Genomic DNA, 17,052 nt, shown 5'->3' on the forward strand with positions numbered 1-17,052 from the left:
AAACAGCGCGCGCCCTGTGATCGAGTTCAGCGACGATCCCAGCACAGACACTTACGACGCGGCGACGGCGCTCGCCCAGCGATAGTTGGCCTTACCCGCCGGGGTGCGCTCGACCTTGTCGACCACCACCATCGAGCGCGGAATCTTGTACCCGGCCAAAGTTTTTCGGCAGTGCTGCTGGATCTCCCGCAGGGTCGGACGCGCCGTGCCGGCGTAGATCTCGACGACCGCCGCGACCTGCTGACCCATGCGTTCGTCCGGCACAGCCACGACGAGCGCGTCGGCGACCGAGGGGTGCGCGTGCAGTGCCGCCTCGACCTCTTCGGCGAAGACCTTCTCGCCGCCGGTATTGATGCATTGGGCACCCCTACCGAGAAAGACGATGGTGCCATCGGATTCCACGCGCCCCATATCACCGAGTACCGCGAGGCGGGTGCCGTCGGAGCGCGTCGGGAAGGTCTTCGCGGTCTTCTCGTCGTCCTTGTAGTAGCCGAGCGGGATGTTGCCGATACGGGCGATGTAGCCCTCCTGCTCGGTACCGGGCGCGAGTTCGTTCAACTTCTCGTCGACCACGATCATCGTGTCGGACTTCGGCATTCGCAGACAACCGGTCTCGTCGACGCTGAACGCCCCGTCGTTGCCGGTTTCCGAAGCGCCGAAATTGTCGCGCAGCAGCAGTTCCGGCTTCACGGCCAGCATGCGGTCGCGCACGCCGACCGACCAGATGGCGCCACCGGAGGTGATCGAGAACAGCGAACTGAAGTCGATGTCGTCTTTGCGGCGTTCCATCTCATCGACCAGCGGCAACCCCATCCCGTCACCGACGATCAGAATCACCTGCAGCGACTCCTGTTCGATGGCCTCGACGACCTTGCGCGGCTCGAAATCACGCATCAGCACCACACGGGCGCCGAGGGTGAAGAAGGTGAACAGGGAATACAGCGCGGCGCCGTGCATCAACGGCGCGGCGATGAGGAAGGCCAGCTCGGGGAACTCCTTCGCGGCGGACGCGACCTCGCCGAGATTCTCCCGCCCCTCCCCGCCGTAGGGGTTGCCACCGGAGAGGGGCTTACGGAAGAAGTCGTCGTGGCGCCACATGACGCCTTTGGGATATCCGGTGGTGCCGCCGGTGTAGAGCAGGTAAAGGTCGTCACCGGAACGCGGGTCGAAGCCGCCGTCGGAGGGCAGGTCGCGCGATTCCGAAAACGCGACGACCGCGACCGACCGCGCCGCAGCCGCAGCGGCCAACTCTCCGGTCACTTCGCCGACGACGATCACGGTGCGCAGCAGCGGGCACGACTCGAGCAGGTCGGCCAGCGCGCGTTGGTGTTCGGGCAGCTCGACCACCACCGCGACCGAATCCGAGTTGGTGAGCAGGTATTCGAGTTCGGCGGCCGTGTACCGGTAGTTGATGTTGATCGGCACGGCACGGCTCTTGATCAGTCCGAGAATGGTGGTCACGTGCTCGACGCTGTTCTTCAGATACAGCGACACATGTTCAGCCGGGGCGATGCCTGCCCGAATGAGTAGCCGCGCCACCTGATTCGCCTCGCCGTCGAGCTGCGTGTAGGTGAGGCCGCGCCCCTCATAGGTCAGCGCGACGCGGTCGGGCACCGCCGAGGCGACAGCCTCGAAGACATCGGCCAAGTTGAACTGCACCATCGCCTCTTTCCTGACGTCGTCTTCGACGCTTTCCACTGCGTCGCCGCGCGGCGGCGGGCATGTCCACGACCGAAGCGCCGTCACCACGCGCGCGAAATGCCACCTGACGAATCCACACGCTCCTACTAGAACTTGTTCTAGATTATGCCACCATAGGCGGTCCGTAGCCCGATCGAGCAGACCCCGATCCAAGGTCACAGCCGTTACCTGCGACGCGCCCGAAACGGGCACACATCGTCGCACGACGTGCACGGCGGCGCGGTAATATAAGTCGACACTTATATTAGGAGGTAAGAATGAGCATGCTCACCGACCCTGTCGCCGTGGCCGGACTCGTCACCCGCGAGATCCGCGCCGGAGAACGACAGGGCGCGCCCACCAGGATCGCCGTCGCACGCCGTACTTACGCCACCGATCCGGACGATCTGTGGGACACACTCACCGATGCCGAACGAATCCCGCGGTGGTTCCTGCCGATCACCGGCGAGCTGACCGTCGGCGGTAGGTACCAGCTCGAAGGAAACGCGGGCGGGGTGGTCGAAGAATGCGAACGGCCGAAGCACTTCGCGGTGACCTGGGAGATGGGGCCGATGATCTCCTGGCTCGAAATCAGGCTCGCCCCTGCCACCGAGGGGACGACGCTCGAATTACTGCACGAAGCGGCCGTCGATCCGGACATGTGGAATCAATTCGGCCCCGGCGCGGTGGGCGTCGGTTGGGATCTCGCCCTCATGGGTCTCGGCTTGCACCTGGAATCCGGCGCGGCGGTCGACCCGACACTGGCACTGGATTTTCCGTCCACCCAGGAAGGCGTGCAGTTCATCCGAACCGCGGCCACCGGCTGGGCGGAGGCCGCGATCGCCGACGGTGACGACCCGACGCTTGCACGCGAAGGCGCCGAGGCGACCACCGGCTTCTACACCGGCGCCGCAGGGTAGGAGTAGGACCACCTCGCATGAACGGCCCCTCCCCCGCGCGCGTGTTCGAGGCGCTCGGTGATCCGATCCGCCGCGCGATGCTGCGACTGGTGGCCGGCGGTGAACGGTCCGCCGGCGCGCTGGTAGCCGAAATACACGAACACACCCCGATCTCCCAGCCCGCCGTCTCCCATCATCTGAAAGTGCTGCGCGAAGCCGGGCTGGTCCGGGTGCGCGCGGAGGCGAACCGCCGCCTTTACTCCCTGGACCCCGCGGGCCTCACCGCCGCAGGGCAGTGGCTCGCCGATCTCATCGACCCGCTGACCCCTTTCGCCCAGCCCCTCGACGCCTTGGCGACCGAAGTCGCGCGCGGCAAACGCGAGCGGCGCGGCAAGTCCGCCGAAACGGAGCGCACGAACCGAACCGCTTGACCTACTCCTCCTTTCGAGCAAACGGACGCGCATGTTCTGGAAGCATCCAGGAGAGGAACGTCCGAGTCGAAGGCGGCCGATGCGCGGCATTCGGATTCGGAGGCAACACGCGGAGACGACCCGATCCAACGACCGGGTACCGGCACCGCGCGAGCGGAAGATCCCTGCCGAATCCACACATCCCTCGACTAGAACTTGTTCTAGATTATGCCATCGCGCCGACGGGCTCACCGAGCACGTTCTCCGACCCGCGGCCACCGAGCCAGCCGCGACGCACCCACCGCGTGCACGCATCGTCGCACGAGCCGGCCACCAAGTGGCCGGCTATGCGCCAAAAGCCTCACCCGGATGCCACCGGGCCACGCAGCGCGAAACTACCCGACCTAGACAGTTTTCCAAATCTGTATACCCACGGCAGAAACCTGTTCTAAATTTGGACATATGGCTGGAACAGTGACCGAACTACTGTCAGCACGTGCCGAGGACGACGGCGTCGCCATTACCTATCGCGAACGCACCTGGACGTGGCGCGAACACCTCGCCGAGGCGCGGGCGCACGCGGCGGCGATCCTGTCGGTCGCCGATGCCGACCGGCCGATGCACGTCGGCACGCTGCTCGGCAATACCCCGGAGATGCTCACCGCGCTGGCCGCGGGCGCACTGGGCGGATACGTCACCGTCGGCGTCAACAACACCCGGCGCGGCAGCGCGCTCGCCGACGACATCGCCCGAGCCGACGTGCAGATCCTGATCACCGACGCCGAGCACCGCGGACTGCTCGACGGACTCCCACTCGACGGCGTCACGGTCGTCGATACCTCGACGACGCGATGGGCCGAACTTCTCTCCGGCGCGGGCGAATTGACGCCGTACAGCGTGCCGGAGCCCACCGACACCTTCATGCTCATCTTCACCTCGGGCACGAGTGGCAACCCGAAGCCGGTGCGGCTGGCGCACATGATGCTCCCGTTCGCGGGGCCACCACTGGTCGATCGATTCGGCATCGGCCCCAACGACGTCTGCTATCTGTCGATGCCGCTGTTCCATTCGGCCGCGATCCTCGGCGGCTACTGCGTGGCACTGTGCGGTGCGGCGGCGATGGCGCCCGCCAAATTCTCGGCGTCGACCTTTCTCGCCGACATTCGACGCTGCGGTGCGACCTACCTGAACTACGTCGGCAAGCCGCTGGCCTACCTGCTGGCCACCGAGCAGCAGGCCGACGACGCGGACAATCCGTTGCGCGTGGCGTTCGGCAACGAGGCGACCGACCGCGATATCGAGGAGTTCGGTCGCCGGTTCGGTTGCGTCGTGTGGGACGGATTCGGCTCCACCGAATTGGCGATCATCATCACCAGGGAACCGGGCACTCCGCCGGGGTCCATCGGGAAAGGGTTTTCCGGTGTGGCCGTGTACAATTCGTCCACCGCCACCGAGTGTCCACCGGCTGTCTTCGATGAGCACGGCGCACTCGCCAACCCGGCCGACGCGATCGGTGAGATCGTCAACGCCAGCGGCACCGGACTGTTCATGGGCTACTACGGCGACGACAGCGCGACCGCCGAGCGACTGCGTGACGGGATGTACTGGTCCGGTGACCTGGCCTACAAAGACGCCGAGGGCTGGATCTATCTCGCCGGCCGCACCAGCGACTGGATGCGCGTGGACGGCGAGAATCTCGCGGCGGGACCGATCGAACGAATACTGCAACGGCATCCCGCGATCAGCAGGGTCGCGGTGTATGCCGTCCCCGACGAGACGGTCGGCGACGCGGTGATGGCCGCGATCGTGCTGCGCGACACCACTTCTCTCGATCCGGGAGAATTCGCCGCATTTCTCGCCGACCAGGTGGACCTCTCACCCAAAGCATGGCCACGCCACGTGCGCCTGTCCGACGATCTGCCGACCACCGCCACCAACAAGATCCTCAAACGCACCCTGGTCGAGCAGGGTCCGAACCCGGAGGGTGCGACGCTGTGGCACCGCGAGGCCCGTTCGATGTCGTATCGCATCACCCAGCACCACACCGGGAGTACCGATGTCCCGCGATGAACCGGTCGCGGAACAACTGACCGAGCTCGGGTACTACGCGCTCTCGCGGCAGCCGGTCGCCCCCGCCGAACTCGCCGAGGAGACGGTCTTCGCCGATCGGATCGGTCTCGGGGCGGCCTTCATCTCCGAACGGTTCGGTCTCAAAGACGCTGCCGTGCTGGCGGGTGGGCTCGCAACGGCCTCGCGCCGACTCGGCATCGCCACCGCGGCGACCAATCACCACACGCGCCACCCGATGGTCACCGCGACCGTGGGCGCCACCCTCGCGGAACTCAGCGGCGGCCGATTCGGTCTCGGGCTCGGACGCGGCATCACACCGCAGTGGCAGGTCCTCGGGCTGCCGACCGTGACGAGTCGACAGCTCACCGAGATCACCGACATTCTGCGCAGGCTGTGGCGCGGGGAGACGGTCATCGGCCACGACGGCGCGATCGGCGCGTTCGGCGCGCTCCATCTCGGCGTGACCCTCGAACCGCCACCACCGATTCTGTTGGTGACGATGAGCCCACGCACCTTGCGGCTCGCCGGGACGATCGCGGATGCCGTTGTGCTGCATACCTTCCTGAGCGCTGAGGCGACCACGCACGCGGTGACCACGGTACGGACCGCCGCAGAACAGGCCGGACGGGATCCCGCGTCGGTGCGGATCTGGTCGGTCCTGGCGACCCTCGGTGACCACCTGAGCGAAGACGACCGATTGCGCCGCCGCTACGGCCGCCTCGCCACCTACCTACAGGGCTACCCCGATGCCTTGACGCGCGCGAACGGTTGGCGCTCAGCCGATCTGGACCGCGTCCGGGCGACGACGGCGTTCACGAACGCGCGCGGGCCGATCGACGCCACCGCCGATCTGGGCGCACTACGCGAACTCGCCGACGCGATCCCCGAGCACTGGGTGCAAGACAGCGCCACCGGTTCCGCGCGCGCATGCGCCACGACCATCGATCGACAATTCGAGCTCGGCGTCGACTCGGTGATCCTGCACGGCGCCACGCCGACCGAACTCGCTCCCACGGTCGAGGCCTACCGGGAAATCCGCTCCGCGCAGCGCAACCTGCCCGCTAATCCCGGTGCCACCCAACAGCTATCGTCAGGAGGCCGGGCATGAGCGCCGCACAGAACATTCCGACGGATGTCGCGCATCTGACACCACAGTGGCTCACCCAGACGCTGCGCGAGCACGGCCACGAGGTCGTCGTCGAGCACGCCGACGCGACACTGGTGGGCTCGGGGCAGATGGCCGCGTCCTATCGGCTGTCCTTGCGCTATCGCAACCCCACCGCGTTGCCGACAAGCATGATCGCCAAACTGGCCACCGGATCCGAAGAGCACCGACGCTTCGGTTCCGGCGCCTTCCGCAACGAAATCCGTTTCTACCGCGATCTGGCCGACACGGTGCGAGCGCCGGTGCCGCACTCGCACGGCGCCGTGGTCTCCGAGTCGGGCAGCGAATTCGTGCTGCTCCTGGAAGATCTCGCACCGGCTCGACAAGGCGACCAGATCGCGGGATGCACCGTCGAGCAGGCGCGAGCCGTCGCCGTGGCCGCGGCGGGGTTACACGGGCCCCGCTGGAACGACCAGACCCTGTTGGACAACACGCTTTCGCTGCCCAGCGCCGAGGATCGCGAGTTGATGGAGTCGGTGCTCGCTCCGATGGCCGAGGTGTTCTGCGACCGACTCACCGACCGACTCACCGACCTCGAACGGTCTGCGGTCGCCTGGCTGGTCGCGACCGCGGGCGAATGGCTGATCACCCCGGTCCGACATTTCGCGCTCCTGCACGGTGACCTGCGCATCGACAATGTCATGTTCGGGCAGGACAACGCGGTGACACTGGTCGATTGGCAAACCATCACACCGGGAAACCCCTTGCGCGACATCGCTTTCCTGCTCTCGACAAGTCTGCCCACCGAGGACCGACGCGCGTGCGAACGCAATATTGTCGGCGACTATCATCGGGCGCTGCTCGAGCACGGCGTGCGCGACTACAGCGTCGAGGAATGTTGGCAGGACTACGCGTCCTCGTTGATCCAAGCCCCGCTGATCATCGTATTCGGTTGCGGTGCGGCACAACCCACGCAGCGCGGCGACACCATGTTCCATACGATGCTGACCCGCAGCGCCACCGCTATCAACGATCTCGTCCCCGGGGTGCTCGGGTAACGCTCGTGACCGAGGGCCGGCCCAGGGCTCAGCATTGCGCGCCACAACGAGCCGCGGCGTGTTTTCCGGCCGTCGATCGGCTTGTGACGTGCCACGGCGACGCGTGTTGTCCGAATACCTTGATGGCCCACGGCCAGATCGCGGCGGCAGCTCGGGAAAGCGTGGGTCGACACCGACCTCTTCGCTCGCCTCGATGATGTCGTGGATGCTCGAGTCCACCATCTGGAGGTCCGCGGCGCTGGCCTGTCCGCCGCGCTGTGCGGCATCGGCGGCATGTTCCATGAAGAACGGGGTCGCCGAGAACAGCAGTGTCGCGGGGTTTATCGAATTCGGGTAATCGGCACCGACGGGATCAGGACTCGGCCGCGCCCTCGATCATCGACCGGATCCGACCGCGGACGTCGGGGTAGCGACGCAAATGCGCGCCGCCGTCGAGATCAATGTCGGCGCCCGTCATCCAGCCCGCACGGTCGGAGGTGAGAAAGGCCACCGCGTCGGCGATCTCCTCGGGACGACCACTGCGGGCCAACGGGGTGTTGTCCAAGTACTCCTCGGTCAGTCCCGGCACCAGCGCGATTCCGGCGACCATCGGGGTCTCGACCAACCCCGGCGAGATCGCGTTCACCCTGATACCGCGCTCGGCGAGCTCCAGCGCCGCGACCTGCACCAGCATCAGCACACCGGCCTTGGCCGCGCAATAGGCGGCCATCGCGGTGCCGGGTTGACGTCCGTTGAGCGAGGCGACGCAGACGATGGCGCCGCCGTCCGCGAGATGCCTGCCCGCGTGTTTGAGCACCAGAAAGGTGCCGGACAAACAGACATCGAGAGTGCGCTGCCAGTCGGCGAATTCGAGGTCGGTGATCGCGCCGGGGATCGACTGTCCCGCACAGTTCACCACCGCGTGCACGCCCTCGTGCGCCAGGAATCCTGCCTCGACCGACGCCTCGTCGGTGACATCCATGGCGATCGAGGCCGCCTGCGGACCGAGGTCCGCGGCGGCCTGTCGCGCCGCGGCGGCATCGAGGTCGGCGATGAGCACCCGGTAACCCTCGGCGGCGAGGGTCCGCGCGGTCGCCAGGCCGATACCGGAGGCGCCGCCCACGACCATCGCTGTGCGTGGCGTGGTGCTCATTCTGGTTCCCCGAGCGCCGAAACCGAATGCCGTGTGCGGCGCAGTACGTGTTCTCGCAGGAACCTCACCTGATGCTGCACCGCCGACTCGAACTAGCTGTTACCCGCGAAGAGGTCGAAGTGATCGCACGGGTAGTGCCGTACCTGGGCGCGCGCTTTGCAGGCTGCCTTCATCGTCGCGAATGGCGGTGCGACACGGTCGAAGTCGGCGACCTGCACCAGTACCGGTGCGCTGATGTCCTCGACCCGCCGGTCGGCTCGATAGCCGCCGAGTTCGAGGCCGACGGCGGCATCCACTTCATTGCGCCAGGTCGGACCCGCCTGGGCCAGGTAGCTTTCGTAGTACCCCTCGGCGGTCAGCGCCGCACGCTCCCCCGGCTTGCCGACCAGCGGCATCATCGTCGCCGTTCGACCGAATCGTTGCGCGAGCGCACTGCGTACACCGGCGGCCGTCGACCGTGCCAACGCACCCGCTCCAAGGTACGTCAAAGCCAACCGCCCTGCGGACAAGCCGTTGACCATCGGCACCATCGCGATCACCGCGCAGACGTCGGATCGATCGGCGGCCACGGTCAACACGTGCCCACCCGCCTGCGAAACCCCCCACAGCACAATCCGTTCCGGATCGACGCCGGGTTGCCGTGCGGCCGCGAGGATCGCCGCGCGGTAGTCCTCGATCTGGTCGGCCATGCTCACCCGCTGTCGCGGCTCACCGCCCGAGGCGCCGAACCCTCGGTAGTCGAAAGCGAAAACGGCCACACCGGCCGCGGCGAGGCGCCGCGCGAACGGCTCCAGGCCGGAATCCTTGGTCCCACCGAAACCGTGCGCCATCACCACCACGGGGACCGCGTCGGACGCGCTGACGGTGGGACTGAAAAGCCATGCGTCACAGGTGGTTGCCTGCGATTCGAATTCGATCCGTCGATAATCCGCTGCCACACCCCGCGTGATCACCGATTCGGTGGGCCGTACCCACGGCGGTGGCGCCTGGGTGCGCGCGCGTTCGGCGCCGGTCGGCAACTCGCGCGTGCGCATGTCGTGCTCGTAGAGGAAGTAGTCGACCTGCTGGGTATGCCGAGGGGTGTCGAGCATATGCCCGGTGTAACGCTGCTGATCAGCGACGATCACCCGCTCCATCGTCGATCGCGCCGGCAACCGGTATCGACCCGTCGCGTAGGCACCGATCAGGCGGGCCTGCGATTCGACGAAAGGGAACAGCGTCGGCGTGGACTGCGCGAATCCCGCGAAAACCAGGTCGTCGAGACCCGGCACGAACATGCGCTTGTACAGGTCGATGCGATTGTCCGGCGCGCTGAGGAATTCGGGGTCGAAGAACGGGAAGGTGATGTTGTAGCCCGTGGCGTAGATGATGATGTCGAAGTCGTCGCTGGTGCCGTCGACGAAGTGCACGGTCGATCCGTCCAGCCGCGCGATATCGGGCTTGGGCAGCACATCACCCGAACCGAGCCGCAACGGCAGCTCGACCGATTGGGTCGGATGTGCCTCGAAGAACTGATGATTCGGTGTCGGCAGACCGTACAGTTCGGGACGTCCCGCGGTGATCGGCTGTCCCCACTGCGCGATCTTGCGCTGCCAGGAGTACGGAATATGCGGGCTGGTCCGGTAGTACTTGTCGGCGGGGCGGCCGGCGATGTACTTGGGCACGATCCATGCGCCGGAACGCGTCGACAGCGTCAGCGTATTACCCAATGCCTTGGACGACAGTTCGACGGCGATGTCGGCGGCGCTGTTGCCGAGCCCGACCACCAGTATTCGTTGATCGGCGAACTCCACCGGCGTGTGCGGGTCGATGTAGTGGTGCGCGTGCAACGTCGTCCCGGTGAACTCGCCGGGGAAATTCGGCGAGCGCGGATCCCAGTGGTGCCCATTGGCCACCACGAGCAGATCGAACAACCGTGTACCCGTGCGCTGGGTGCTCAGCTCCCACCCGCCGCCGGGCAGGTGACGCGCGTGTTCGACATCGTTGCCGAACTCGATCGCGTCGGCCAGATCGAATGTCGCGCAATAGTCGTCGAGGTACTGCTTGATCTGGGAGTGGTGTGGAAAGTCCGGGAAGTGCTCCGGCATCGGAAAATCCCGAAACGACAACCGGTGCTTGGAGGTGTCGATGTGCAGCGACCGGTAGGCGCTGCTACGTCCGTTCGGGTTGCCGAATGCCCAGTTGCCACCGATCCGATCCGACGATTCGAAGCACACGTAGGGCACGCCGTAGTCGTTGAGCATCTTGCCCGCGGTCAAACCGCTGATGCCAGCCCCGATGATCGCGGTCCTCGGCTGGTTCATGTGACATTCCTTCCTGCCCATGCAGTAGACAGATTCTGCAAACTGTCTACTAGTCACATTCTCAGATCTGTCCACTCGTTGCTAGGGTTTTCGGAGAACCGGATGCCTGCCTCGGCAGGCACCACAAGACGAAAGCGAGGCACGTGACCGAAGCACCGGCCGCCACCGTGATCGATCGTCTGCTCGACGCTACTCAGAAATTGATGGCAGATAAGGGGATTCGCGCCACAACGGTCAGTGAGGTCGCCGAAGAGGCCGGGATCTCACGCGCCTGGCTGTATCGACACTTCCCGGACAAGTCCGCACTGATCGGCGCGGCGATCGTGCGCCTCACCGATACCTTCGGCGCCGAAGGACGACAGCAACTCGATGCCATCGACGACTTCGGCACACAGCTCGCGGCCGGCGTACGTATCGGCCGCGGCGCCTACGACGACCCCGGCGCACTCCTGATGCGGTTACGCATCGAAGAGCCCGAAGAGTTCGCGGTCTGCGCGGGAGTGGGCGTTTCCGGGCTGGTCCCCGACCTCGCCGCCTTCTGGCGCCCTTACCTCGACGCGGCGGCCGCAGCCGGCGCGATCCACCCCCACCACGACCTTGCGGAGGCTTCGGAATGGGTCGCCCGCATCCTGATCAGCCTCGGCACGGTCCCCGGCGACACCATCGACCCGGACAACGAAGCCGCCGTCCTGCGCCACATCCACCGCTACGTGTTGCCCGCGTTGCGGGCCGACCCCCGCAAACACTGACGATTAAACCCTGGCCACGCCGGCATATCCGCGCCCTCGGCGCGCTGAACCACCCTCAGCGAATCCCTCGCCGCTGCCCGACCACCGAGCCAGCGCGGGCCTCGCGTGTCTTCTCCCCGGCGCGGCTCGACCGGCGTCGGTCGGGCTGATGGAACCGCTGATAACGGCGAAACTCGTCGACGACATCACCGACACCCACTCCGACAAGACCCGCGAAGGCTGGGGTCGGCGCACTGCGTAGCAGGTCGCAGCGCCATTGATAGCGTGTATCGGTGCACTCGACGAAGAAAGCGGACAATCCCGGCGCAGCGGTAGACGCGGAAGCGAGCTGGATTCGGCGCGTGGCCGATGCCGCGATCGAGCATGCCCGCGAAGCCGGATCGAGCACGATCGTCTGCGCCTCGGGGATCAGCCCGAGTGGGCCCATCCATCTCGGCAACCTGCGCGAGGTGATGACCGCGCATCTGGTCGCGGAGGAGATCAAGGCGCGCGGACTCGCAGCGGAGCATATTCACAGCTGGGACGATTACGACCGCTTCCGTAAGGTGCCCGCCGGGCTCCCGGCGGAGTGGAACGCACACATCGGCAAACCGCTTGCGGCCGTGCCGGATCCGTACGGGCGCAGCGATTCTTACGCCGCACACTTCATCACCCGATTCACCGCGGCGCTCCAGCGACTCGGCGTGCGGATGCGCGAGATCCGACAGTCCGAGCAATACCCCGCCGGCACCTACAACGCCTCGATCCGACAGGCGATGGACCATCGCGCCGAAGCCTTCGACATTCTCGAGCGATTCCAAACCGAAGGGCGCCACGAACGATCCGTCGAGGACCGCAAGGCCGCCTACTACCCCTTCAAGCCGTACTGCGAGGAATGCGGAAAGGACTTGACCGAGGTCACGGCATGGGCGGAGGGCGTGGTGTCCTATCGGTGCCGGTGCGGCCACCAGGATCGGATGAGCATTGCCGACGGTGCGCGGATCTCCGGAAAACTGGTGTGGAAGCTCGACTGGCCGATGCGCTGGGCCTTCGAAGGCGTCGACTTCGAACCCGCCGGAGAAGACCATCACGCGCCGACCAGCAGCTTTGCCTCCGGACGCGAGCTGGTGGGCGAACTGTTCGACGGTACCGCGCCTTCGACCACCGTCTACTCGTTCGTCGGCTTGGCGGGCGGCAAGTCCAAGATGTCGGGCTCCGCGGGCGGCGCCGCCACACCCGACGACGCACTGGGCATACTCGAGCCCGTCATGGTGCGGTGGCTGTACGCACGACGGCTGCCCGCTCAATCGTTCACCATCGACATGTCGCCCTCGGCGATCGTGCGACTGTACGACGAGTGGGATCGCTACACCGTGCGCGCCCAGTCCCCCGACGCCTCCGGAGTCGAGGCACATCTGCATCAGACGTGCGTCGAAACATCAACCGGCCCGGTCGAACACACCGCGCGCCCGGTGTCGTTCCGGTTGCTGTCCTCGGCCGCCGACATCACCGACGCCAATCCCGAACAGATCGAACGCCTCGTCCGCCCGCAACTCGAGGCCGACGGCGCGAGCCTGCCCGACGACACCGCGTTGCTCGCCGAACTCGAGCCGCGGCTGCACAACGCCGTCAACTACGCGCGCTCGCTGCCGCCCGAAGACCGCACCGTCATTCGCACCACCTTCAACGCCGAGGCCTGGTCGAACATGGACGACAAGTCCCGCGACGGCGTGCGAATCCTCAACGCGCGCATGACCGAAGCCTGGACCCTCGACGGGCTCACCACATCGGTCTACGCCGTCCCGAAACTCCTGGAGGGCCTCGCCGAGGACGCCGACCCCACCCCCGAACTGAAGAAGGCACAGCGCACCTTCTTCAAGGCGCTCTACCAATTGCTCTGCTCGAGCGACACCGGTCCGCGACTGCCGACGTTGCTGCTGTCGATCGGACCGGAACGCGCACGAGAGCTGCTCGGCCACGAGGCGTAACGACCGGCGCCACCCACTCCATAAGACCCAGCCAGACCCTGCGATCCAACCGCCACCCACAGCACTCGAATACCAGCCAGGCCAACAGAAGTCAGCGGTATAGCGGACTGATCAGGGCTCGAGGTTTTCCAAGTCTTGGAGCAGGCTCGGGTGCTCGGGCTTCCAGCCGAGGGATTCTCGGGTGCGGGCGCTCGAGGAGGGCTGGTCGGTGGCGAAGATGGGGCCGATCGGGCCGAAATTCTCGGCGGGGACCGCTGCTACCGGGAGGCCGAGCCGGCGACCGATGACGGTCACGATGTCGAGGACGGGGTCACCCTCGTCGGCGACGGCATGCCAGACACCGCCGCCGGGTGACTGCTCGAGGGCCAGCCGGAAGAGCACGGCCGCGTCGAGCGCGTGCACGGCGGGCCAGCGCTGGCTTCCGTCGCCGGGGTAACCGGCGACACCGGCGCCGCGCGCGATCTCCGCGAGCATGCCCGCGAATCCACCTTTGCCCTCGTTGTGCACGGTGCGTGGCAGCCGAACCGCCGAGCTGCGCACGCCGCGCGAGGCCAAGTCCAGTACCGCCATCACGGAGTTGGCGCGCCCACCGACCGGACCTTCGGTCGAGAACGGATCGGCCTCGGTGGAGGCGCGTCCCTCCGCGTAGGGCGTGCCCGAGACCGTCACCAGCGGACGGTCACTGCCGACGAGTTCTTCGCCGAGTGCGGCGAGCGCGGCACTTTCCTCGGCGACGCCCGCGGTCAAGGTGGCCTCCGAACTGAAATCATTACTGAAGGCCAGGTGGATCACGCCGTCGGACTGCCCCGCAGCGGAGCGCAGCGTGCCGATATCGGTGAGGTCACCTCGAATCGGCTCGGCGCCGGCCTTTTCCAGGGTCGCGGCGGACTTGTCGGAACGAGCGAGTGCGACAACGGCGTGGCCGTTGCCGAGCAGTTCGGCGACGACCGCCGAACCGACCAGGCCGGAACCGCCGGTGATGAAGACGCGCATATCTCTCCCTCAGAAGCATGGGCAGTGATGGGACTGTTGTCCCGTCACAGTAGCACGATTGATGCGATAAGAGTCCCGTCACTTACTATGGTCGCATGGCACGTTGGGCACCCGGAGCACGTGAGCGGCTCGTGTTGGCCGCCGTCGACCTGTTCACCGAACAGGGGTACGACGCCACCACGGTGGCGCAGATCGCCGACCGTGCCGGTGTCACCAAGAGCACCTTCTTTCGCCACTTCCCCGACAAGCGTGAACTGCTAGCGGCAGGACAACAGGCGTTGAGCAATCTCCTGACCGAAGGAATCACCGAGGCGCCCGAGAACGCGACACCGCTCGAGGCGGTCGGCGCGGGCCTCGAACGCGCCTCTAGCACCATGGGTCCACTGAACCGCGAACTCGGCCCCCGACTGAAGGCCGCGATCGCCGCCAACAGCGAACTCCAGGAACGCGACGCACTCAAGAACGTCGGCCTCGCGGCGGCGATGACCGACGCCCTGCGCGCCCGCGACGTACCGGATTCCCTCGCGCATCTCGCCGCCGAACTCGGCGTCCTCGCATTCAAACGCGGGTACGCCGACTGGCTACCCACCGAAGGCGACACCCCGCTCGCACCGTATGTCCTTGCGGCACTGGAGGACCTACGTGCGGCGACCAAGTCCCTGACATGAGCGAGAGTCATGTCGGCATTGCTCGAGAAGGCTCGCATCCGTGGCCAGCGGTGCCGATTCGCCGGCGAGGGCGTACGAGTCTCCCCTAAAGGTGGAATGCTGCCCGCTGGCATTCGCCGAACAGTTCAGGTCACGGCGCCGTCAGGCGAGCTTCACTCTGAGGTAGTGCGGGATTCCCAGGCGTTCGAAGGTGCGCTGTCGCTTCGGTGGGAGCAGGGGTGAGGCCGCGTGTGCGTCGATTACTTCGGGCGCTGTCACGTCGAAGGTTTCGCCCTCGACCGAGAGGCGGGCGCACCCGGCGGTGAGGACGTTGCGCAGCCAGTCCGCGTCGGTCCCGTAGGCGAGCGGGATGAGGAAGCCTCCTTGCACGCGGTCGGCGCCGACCGGGGTCGAATACTGTGTGCCCGACTTTCTGCCGGTGTGCCGGATCACGGCCGCGTACGAGTTCTTCTTCCCCCCACGCGATCCCATGATCGGGTTGAGCAGGTACTTGTTCGAAAGACGAATCGCACGGAGCACCGGACGGGGCCAGGTTCCCGGTGCGATCGCCATGCTGTCGATGTTACGCACCTCGGCGGGCCTACGACGGCGACGGCAACAGTTGCCGCCCCCGGCCAGCAAGCGTTTACCCTTGCACGTGGACCTCATCCCCCTGCTTCCTCGACTTTCCTTTCTCCGGTTCCCGGTCGGTCACGCGTACCTCTGGGCGGACCAGGAAGGGTTGACCCTCATCGACACCGGCATGCCGGGCTCGGGGCCGCTGATCGCGGAGGCGATCCGCAGGCTCGGATACCGCACGGAGGACCTGCGGCGGGTAGTGCTGACGCACTTCCACATCGACCATGCCGGATCAGCGGCCGAGATCGCGGAATGGGGTGCGGTGGAGGTACTCGCGCATCGTGCCGACGCCCCGTTCATCCGCGGGCAGGTCGAAGGGCCGCCGCCGAACCTGCTCGACTGGGAGCGCCCGCTCTGGGAGCAGGTGCAGGCAGGCTTGCCGGAGGAAACGGTCGCGCCTGTGCGAGTGGATCGCGAACTCGACGACGGTGACGTCATCGAACTCGGCAGCGGGGTGACGGCGACGGCGGTGGCGGCGCCCGGTCACACGCCGGGCAGCGTGGCCGTGCATCTTCCGGCACACCGGGTGCTGTTCACCGGGGACGCGATCGCGCGCGTTCCACACGGCGAGCAGATCATCCTCGGGGTATTCAATGTGGATCCGGCACGAGCCACCGAATCCTTCGCGAAGCTGGCGGAATTGGATACCGACATCGCGTGCTTCGGACACGGCGAACCCGTGGTCGGGGGCGCGGGACCCCGATTGCGCACAGCGGCCCGGCCGGACTAGGCGCGCGCCGAACGGCGCGGGGGCCGCAAACCGAGCGTGCGACGACCCGCTGCCAGCAGTTGCTCGCGTAGTGCGTCATCGTCCAAGTCGCCGAACTCCACACCCGCGGCCGCGGAGATTCCCGCCATGACGATCGCCGCTTTCACGGTGCCGCCCGCACCCGGCTCGACACCGGCGAGAAGGCGCATCTGGCGCACCACAATCGAGCCCCACTGTGTTCGTTCGCGCAGCATTCCCACGACGCCGGGGTCACCGTTGAGCACCGGGAGCAGGTGCCGGTTGGCGGCGGCGAGCGCCGCATATCCGCGCAGCACGTACTCCGCGCGTGCGCGAGGGCCGCGCAACGCCTCGGCTTCCTCGACGATCACGGCCAATTCGCCGATGAGCGGCTCCATGACGGCGCTCAAGAGTTCGTCGCGCGTGCGAAAGTGATGGTAGATCGCGGATTTCGTCAACCCGAGCTCATCGGAGATCATCTGCAACGACGTGCCGGCGAAGCTGTGCTGCCGGAACAAATCGATGGCGACATCGATCAGCCGCTGCCGCGTGGGCGTACCGGCCTCCTGTGGAGTTCCGCTCACCTTCCGCTCCTGTCCCATGTTTTGCGAGCCTTCAATCTAGCCGAGCCGCCCTCCGACGATCTCCTATACGATCGGTCAGGATAAGCCTG

15 protein-coding genes and 1 pseudogene are annotated in these 17,052 nt (G+C 66.6%); 9 read left to right on the forward strand and 7 right to left on the reverse strand.

Features of this window, described 5'->3' with window-relative positions; genetic code table 11:
• Positions 1 to 51 precede the first annotated feature (51 nt).
• Complete coding sequence (locus tag ABEA50_RS14995) at positions 52 to 1,659, reverse strand: AMP-binding protein (protein WP_345496574.1); 1,608 nt, start codon at positions 1,657 to 1,659, stop codon at positions 52 to 54.
• A 299-nt stretch (positions 1,660 to 1,958) separates the two neighbouring features.
• Here ABEA50_RS14995 and ABEA50_RS15000 point away from each other — a divergent pair, with 299 nt between their 5' ends.
• The 5 genes from ABEA50_RS15000 to ABEA50_RS15020 all read left to right on the forward strand — a co-directional run bounded on the left by ABEA50_RS15000 (position 1,959) and on the right by ABEA50_RS15020 (position 7,222).
• On the forward strand, positions 1,959 to 2,600 hold the full coding sequence (locus ABEA50_RS15000) for an SRPBCC family protein (protein ID WP_345495969.1): 642 nt from the start codon (positions 1,959 to 1,961) through the stop codon (positions 2,598 to 2,600).
• A gap of 17 nt (positions 2,601 to 2,617) precedes the next feature.
• Complete coding sequence (locus ABEA50_RS15005) at positions 2,618 to 3,010, forward strand: ArsR/SmtB family transcription factor (protein ID WP_345495970.1); 393 nt, start codon at positions 2,618 to 2,620, stop codon at positions 3,008 to 3,010.
• A gap of 441 nt (positions 3,011 to 3,451) precedes the next feature.
• Positions 3,452 to 5,059, forward strand: coding sequence for a fatty-acid--CoA ligase FadD1 (fadD1, locus tag ABEA50_RS15010; protein WP_345495971.1), 1,608 nt, complete (start codon positions 3,452 to 3,454; stop codon positions 5,057 to 5,059).
• Complete coding sequence (locus ABEA50_RS15015) at positions 5,046 to 6,167, forward strand: TIGR03857 family LLM class F420-dependent oxidoreductase (protein WP_345495972.1); 1,122 nt, start codon at positions 5,046 to 5,048, stop codon at positions 6,165 to 6,167. The genes fadD1 and ABEA50_RS15015 overlap by 14 nt, the downstream gene beginning before the upstream one ends.
• On the forward strand, positions 6,164 to 7,222 hold the full coding sequence (locus ABEA50_RS15020; RefSeq protein WP_345495973.1) for a phosphotransferase: 1,059 nt from the start codon (positions 6,164 to 6,166) through the stop codon (positions 7,220 to 7,222). Before ABEA50_RS15015 ends, ABEA50_RS15020 begins: the two co-directional genes overlap by 4 nt.
• A 352-nt stretch (positions 7,223 to 7,574) precedes the next feature.
• On the opposite strand, the gene ABEA50_RS15025 is transcribed toward ABEA50_RS15020, so the two are convergent.
• The 3 genes and pseudogenes from ABEA50_RS15025 to ABEA50_RS15035 all read right to left on the reverse strand — a co-directional run.
• A complete protein-coding gene (locus tag ABEA50_RS15025; RefSeq protein ID WP_345495975.1) occupies positions 7,575 to 8,354 on the reverse strand; it encodes an SDR family NAD(P)-dependent oxidoreductase in 780 nt (259 codons plus the stop codon).
• Positions 8,355 to 8,446: 92 nt separating this feature from the next.
• On the reverse strand, positions 8,447 to 9,307 hold the full coding sequence (locus tag ABEA50_RS15030) for an alpha/beta hydrolase (protein ID WP_345496575.1): 861 nt from the start codon (positions 9,305 to 9,307) through the stop codon (positions 8,447 to 8,449).
• Positions 9,305 to 10,657: pseudogene (locus ABEA50_RS15035) on the reverse strand (flavin-containing monooxygenase); the annotation flags it as partial. The gene ABEA50_RS15030 and the pseudogene ABEA50_RS15035, both read right to left, overlap by 3 nt.
• 143 nt (positions 10,658 to 10,800) lie before the next feature.
• Here ABEA50_RS15035 and ABEA50_RS15040 point away from each other — a divergent pair.
• A complete protein-coding gene (locus tag ABEA50_RS15040) occupies positions 10,801 to 11,406 on the forward strand; it encodes a TetR/AcrR family transcriptional regulator (RefSeq protein WP_345495977.1) in 606 nt (201 codons plus the stop codon).
• A gap of 272 nt (positions 11,407 to 11,678) precedes the next feature.
• Positions 11,679 to 13,373 carry a lysine--tRNA ligase gene (gene lysS, locus ABEA50_RS15045; protein WP_345495978.1) on the forward strand — a complete coding sequence of 565 codons (1,695 nt, stop codon included), beginning with the start codon at positions 11,679 to 11,681 and terminating at the stop codon, positions 13,371 to 13,373.
• A 111-nt stretch (positions 13,374 to 13,484) separates the two neighbouring features.
• Here the strand turns inward: lysS and ABEA50_RS15050 are convergent, their stop codons facing one another.
• Positions 13,485 to 14,366 carry an SDR family oxidoreductase gene (locus ABEA50_RS15050; protein WP_345495979.1) on the reverse strand — a complete coding sequence of 294 codons (882 nt, stop codon included), beginning with the start codon at positions 14,364 to 14,366 and terminating at the stop codon, positions 13,485 to 13,487.
• A 95-nt stretch (positions 14,367 to 14,461) separates the two neighbouring features.
• On the opposite strand from ABEA50_RS15050, the gene ABEA50_RS15055 reads away from it, so the two are divergent.
• Positions 14,462 to 15,034: a TetR/AcrR family transcriptional regulator gene (locus ABEA50_RS15055; protein WP_345495980.1), complete on the forward strand. Its 573-nt coding sequence runs from the start codon at positions 14,462 to 14,464 to the stop codon at positions 15,032 to 15,034.
• Positions 15,035 to 15,175: 141 nt separating this feature from the next.
• Here ABEA50_RS15055 and ABEA50_RS15060 read toward each other — a convergent pair whose 3' ends face one another.
• The gene (locus tag ABEA50_RS15060) at positions 15,176 to 15,586 is read right to left on the reverse strand and encodes a nitroreductase family deazaflavin-dependent oxidoreductase (protein WP_345495981.1); all 411 of its coding nucleotides are present in this window, start codon (positions 15,584 to 15,586) and stop codon (positions 15,176 to 15,178) included.
• Between ABEA50_RS15060 and ABEA50_RS15065 the strand changes: the two genes are divergently transcribed.
• The gene (locus tag ABEA50_RS15065; protein ID WP_345495982.1) at positions 15,585 to 16,382 is read left to right on the forward strand and encodes an MBL fold metallo-hydrolase; all 798 of its coding nucleotides are present in this window, start codon (positions 15,585 to 15,587) and stop codon (positions 16,380 to 16,382) included. The genes ABEA50_RS15060 and ABEA50_RS15065 overlap by 2 nt on opposite strands.
• Here ABEA50_RS15065 and ABEA50_RS15070 read toward each other — a convergent pair.
• The gene (locus ABEA50_RS15070; RefSeq protein ID WP_425577613.1) at positions 16,379 to 16,981 is read right to left on the reverse strand and encodes a TetR/AcrR family transcriptional regulator; all 603 of its coding nucleotides are present in this window, start codon (positions 16,979 to 16,981) and stop codon (positions 16,379 to 16,381) included. The two genes, ABEA50_RS15065 and ABEA50_RS15070, sit on opposite strands and share 4 nt — an antisense overlap.
• Positions 16,982 to 17,052 lie beyond the last annotated feature (71 nt).

It is taken from the genome of Nocardia callitridis, assembly GCF_039543305.1.
GTDB classification, from domain to species: domain Bacteria; phylum Actinomycetota; class Actinomycetes; order Mycobacteriales; family Mycobacteriaceae; genus Nocardia; species Nocardia callitridis.

Excerpts from the sequence above, each read along its gene's own strand:
- ABEA50_RS15065 (WP_345495982.1), top strand. The coding sequence starts at position 15,585 with ATGCTGTCGATGTTACGCACCTCGGCGGGCCTACGACGGCGACGGCAA.
- ABEA50_RS15005 (WP_345495970.1), top strand. The coding sequence starts at position 2,618 with ATGAACGGCCCCTCCCCCGCGCGCGTGTTCGAGGCGCTCGGTGATCCG.
- ABEA50_RS15060 (WP_345495981.1), bottom strand. The coding sequence starts at position 15,586 with ATGGCGATCGCACCGGGAACCTGGCCCCGTCCGGTGCTCCGTGCGATT.
- ABEA50_RS15070 (WP_425577613.1), bottom strand. The coding sequence starts at position 16,981 with ATGGGACAGGAGCGGAAGGTGAGCGGAACTCCACAGGAGGCCGGTACG.
- ABEA50_RS15020 (WP_345495973.1), top strand. The coding sequence starts at position 6,164 with ATGAGCGCCGCACAGAACATTCCGACGGATGTCGCGCATCTGACACCA.
- ABEA50_RS15050 (WP_345495979.1), bottom strand. The coding sequence starts at position 14,366 with ATGCGCGTCTTCATCACCGGCGGTTCCGGCCTGGTCGGTTCGGCGGTC.
- ABEA50_RS15055 (WP_345495980.1), top strand. The coding sequence starts at position 14,462 with ATGGCACGTTGGGCACCCGGAGCACGTGAGCGGCTCGTGTTGGCCGCC.
- ABEA50_RS15000 (WP_345495969.1), top strand. The coding sequence starts at position 1,959 with ATGAGCATGCTCACCGACCCTGTCGCCGTGGCCGGACTCGTCACCCGC.
- ABEA50_RS15015 (WP_345495972.1), top strand. The coding sequence starts at position 5,046 with ATGTCCCGCGATGAACCGGTCGCGGAACAACTGACCGAGCTCGGGTAC.
- ABEA50_RS15025 (WP_345495975.1), bottom strand. The coding sequence starts at position 8,354 with ATGAGCACCACGCCACGCACAGCGATGGTCGTGGGCGGCGCCTCCGGT.
- fadD1 (WP_345495971.1), top strand. The coding sequence starts at position 3,452 with ATGGCTGGAACAGTGACCGAACTACTGTCAGCACGTGCCGAGGACGAC.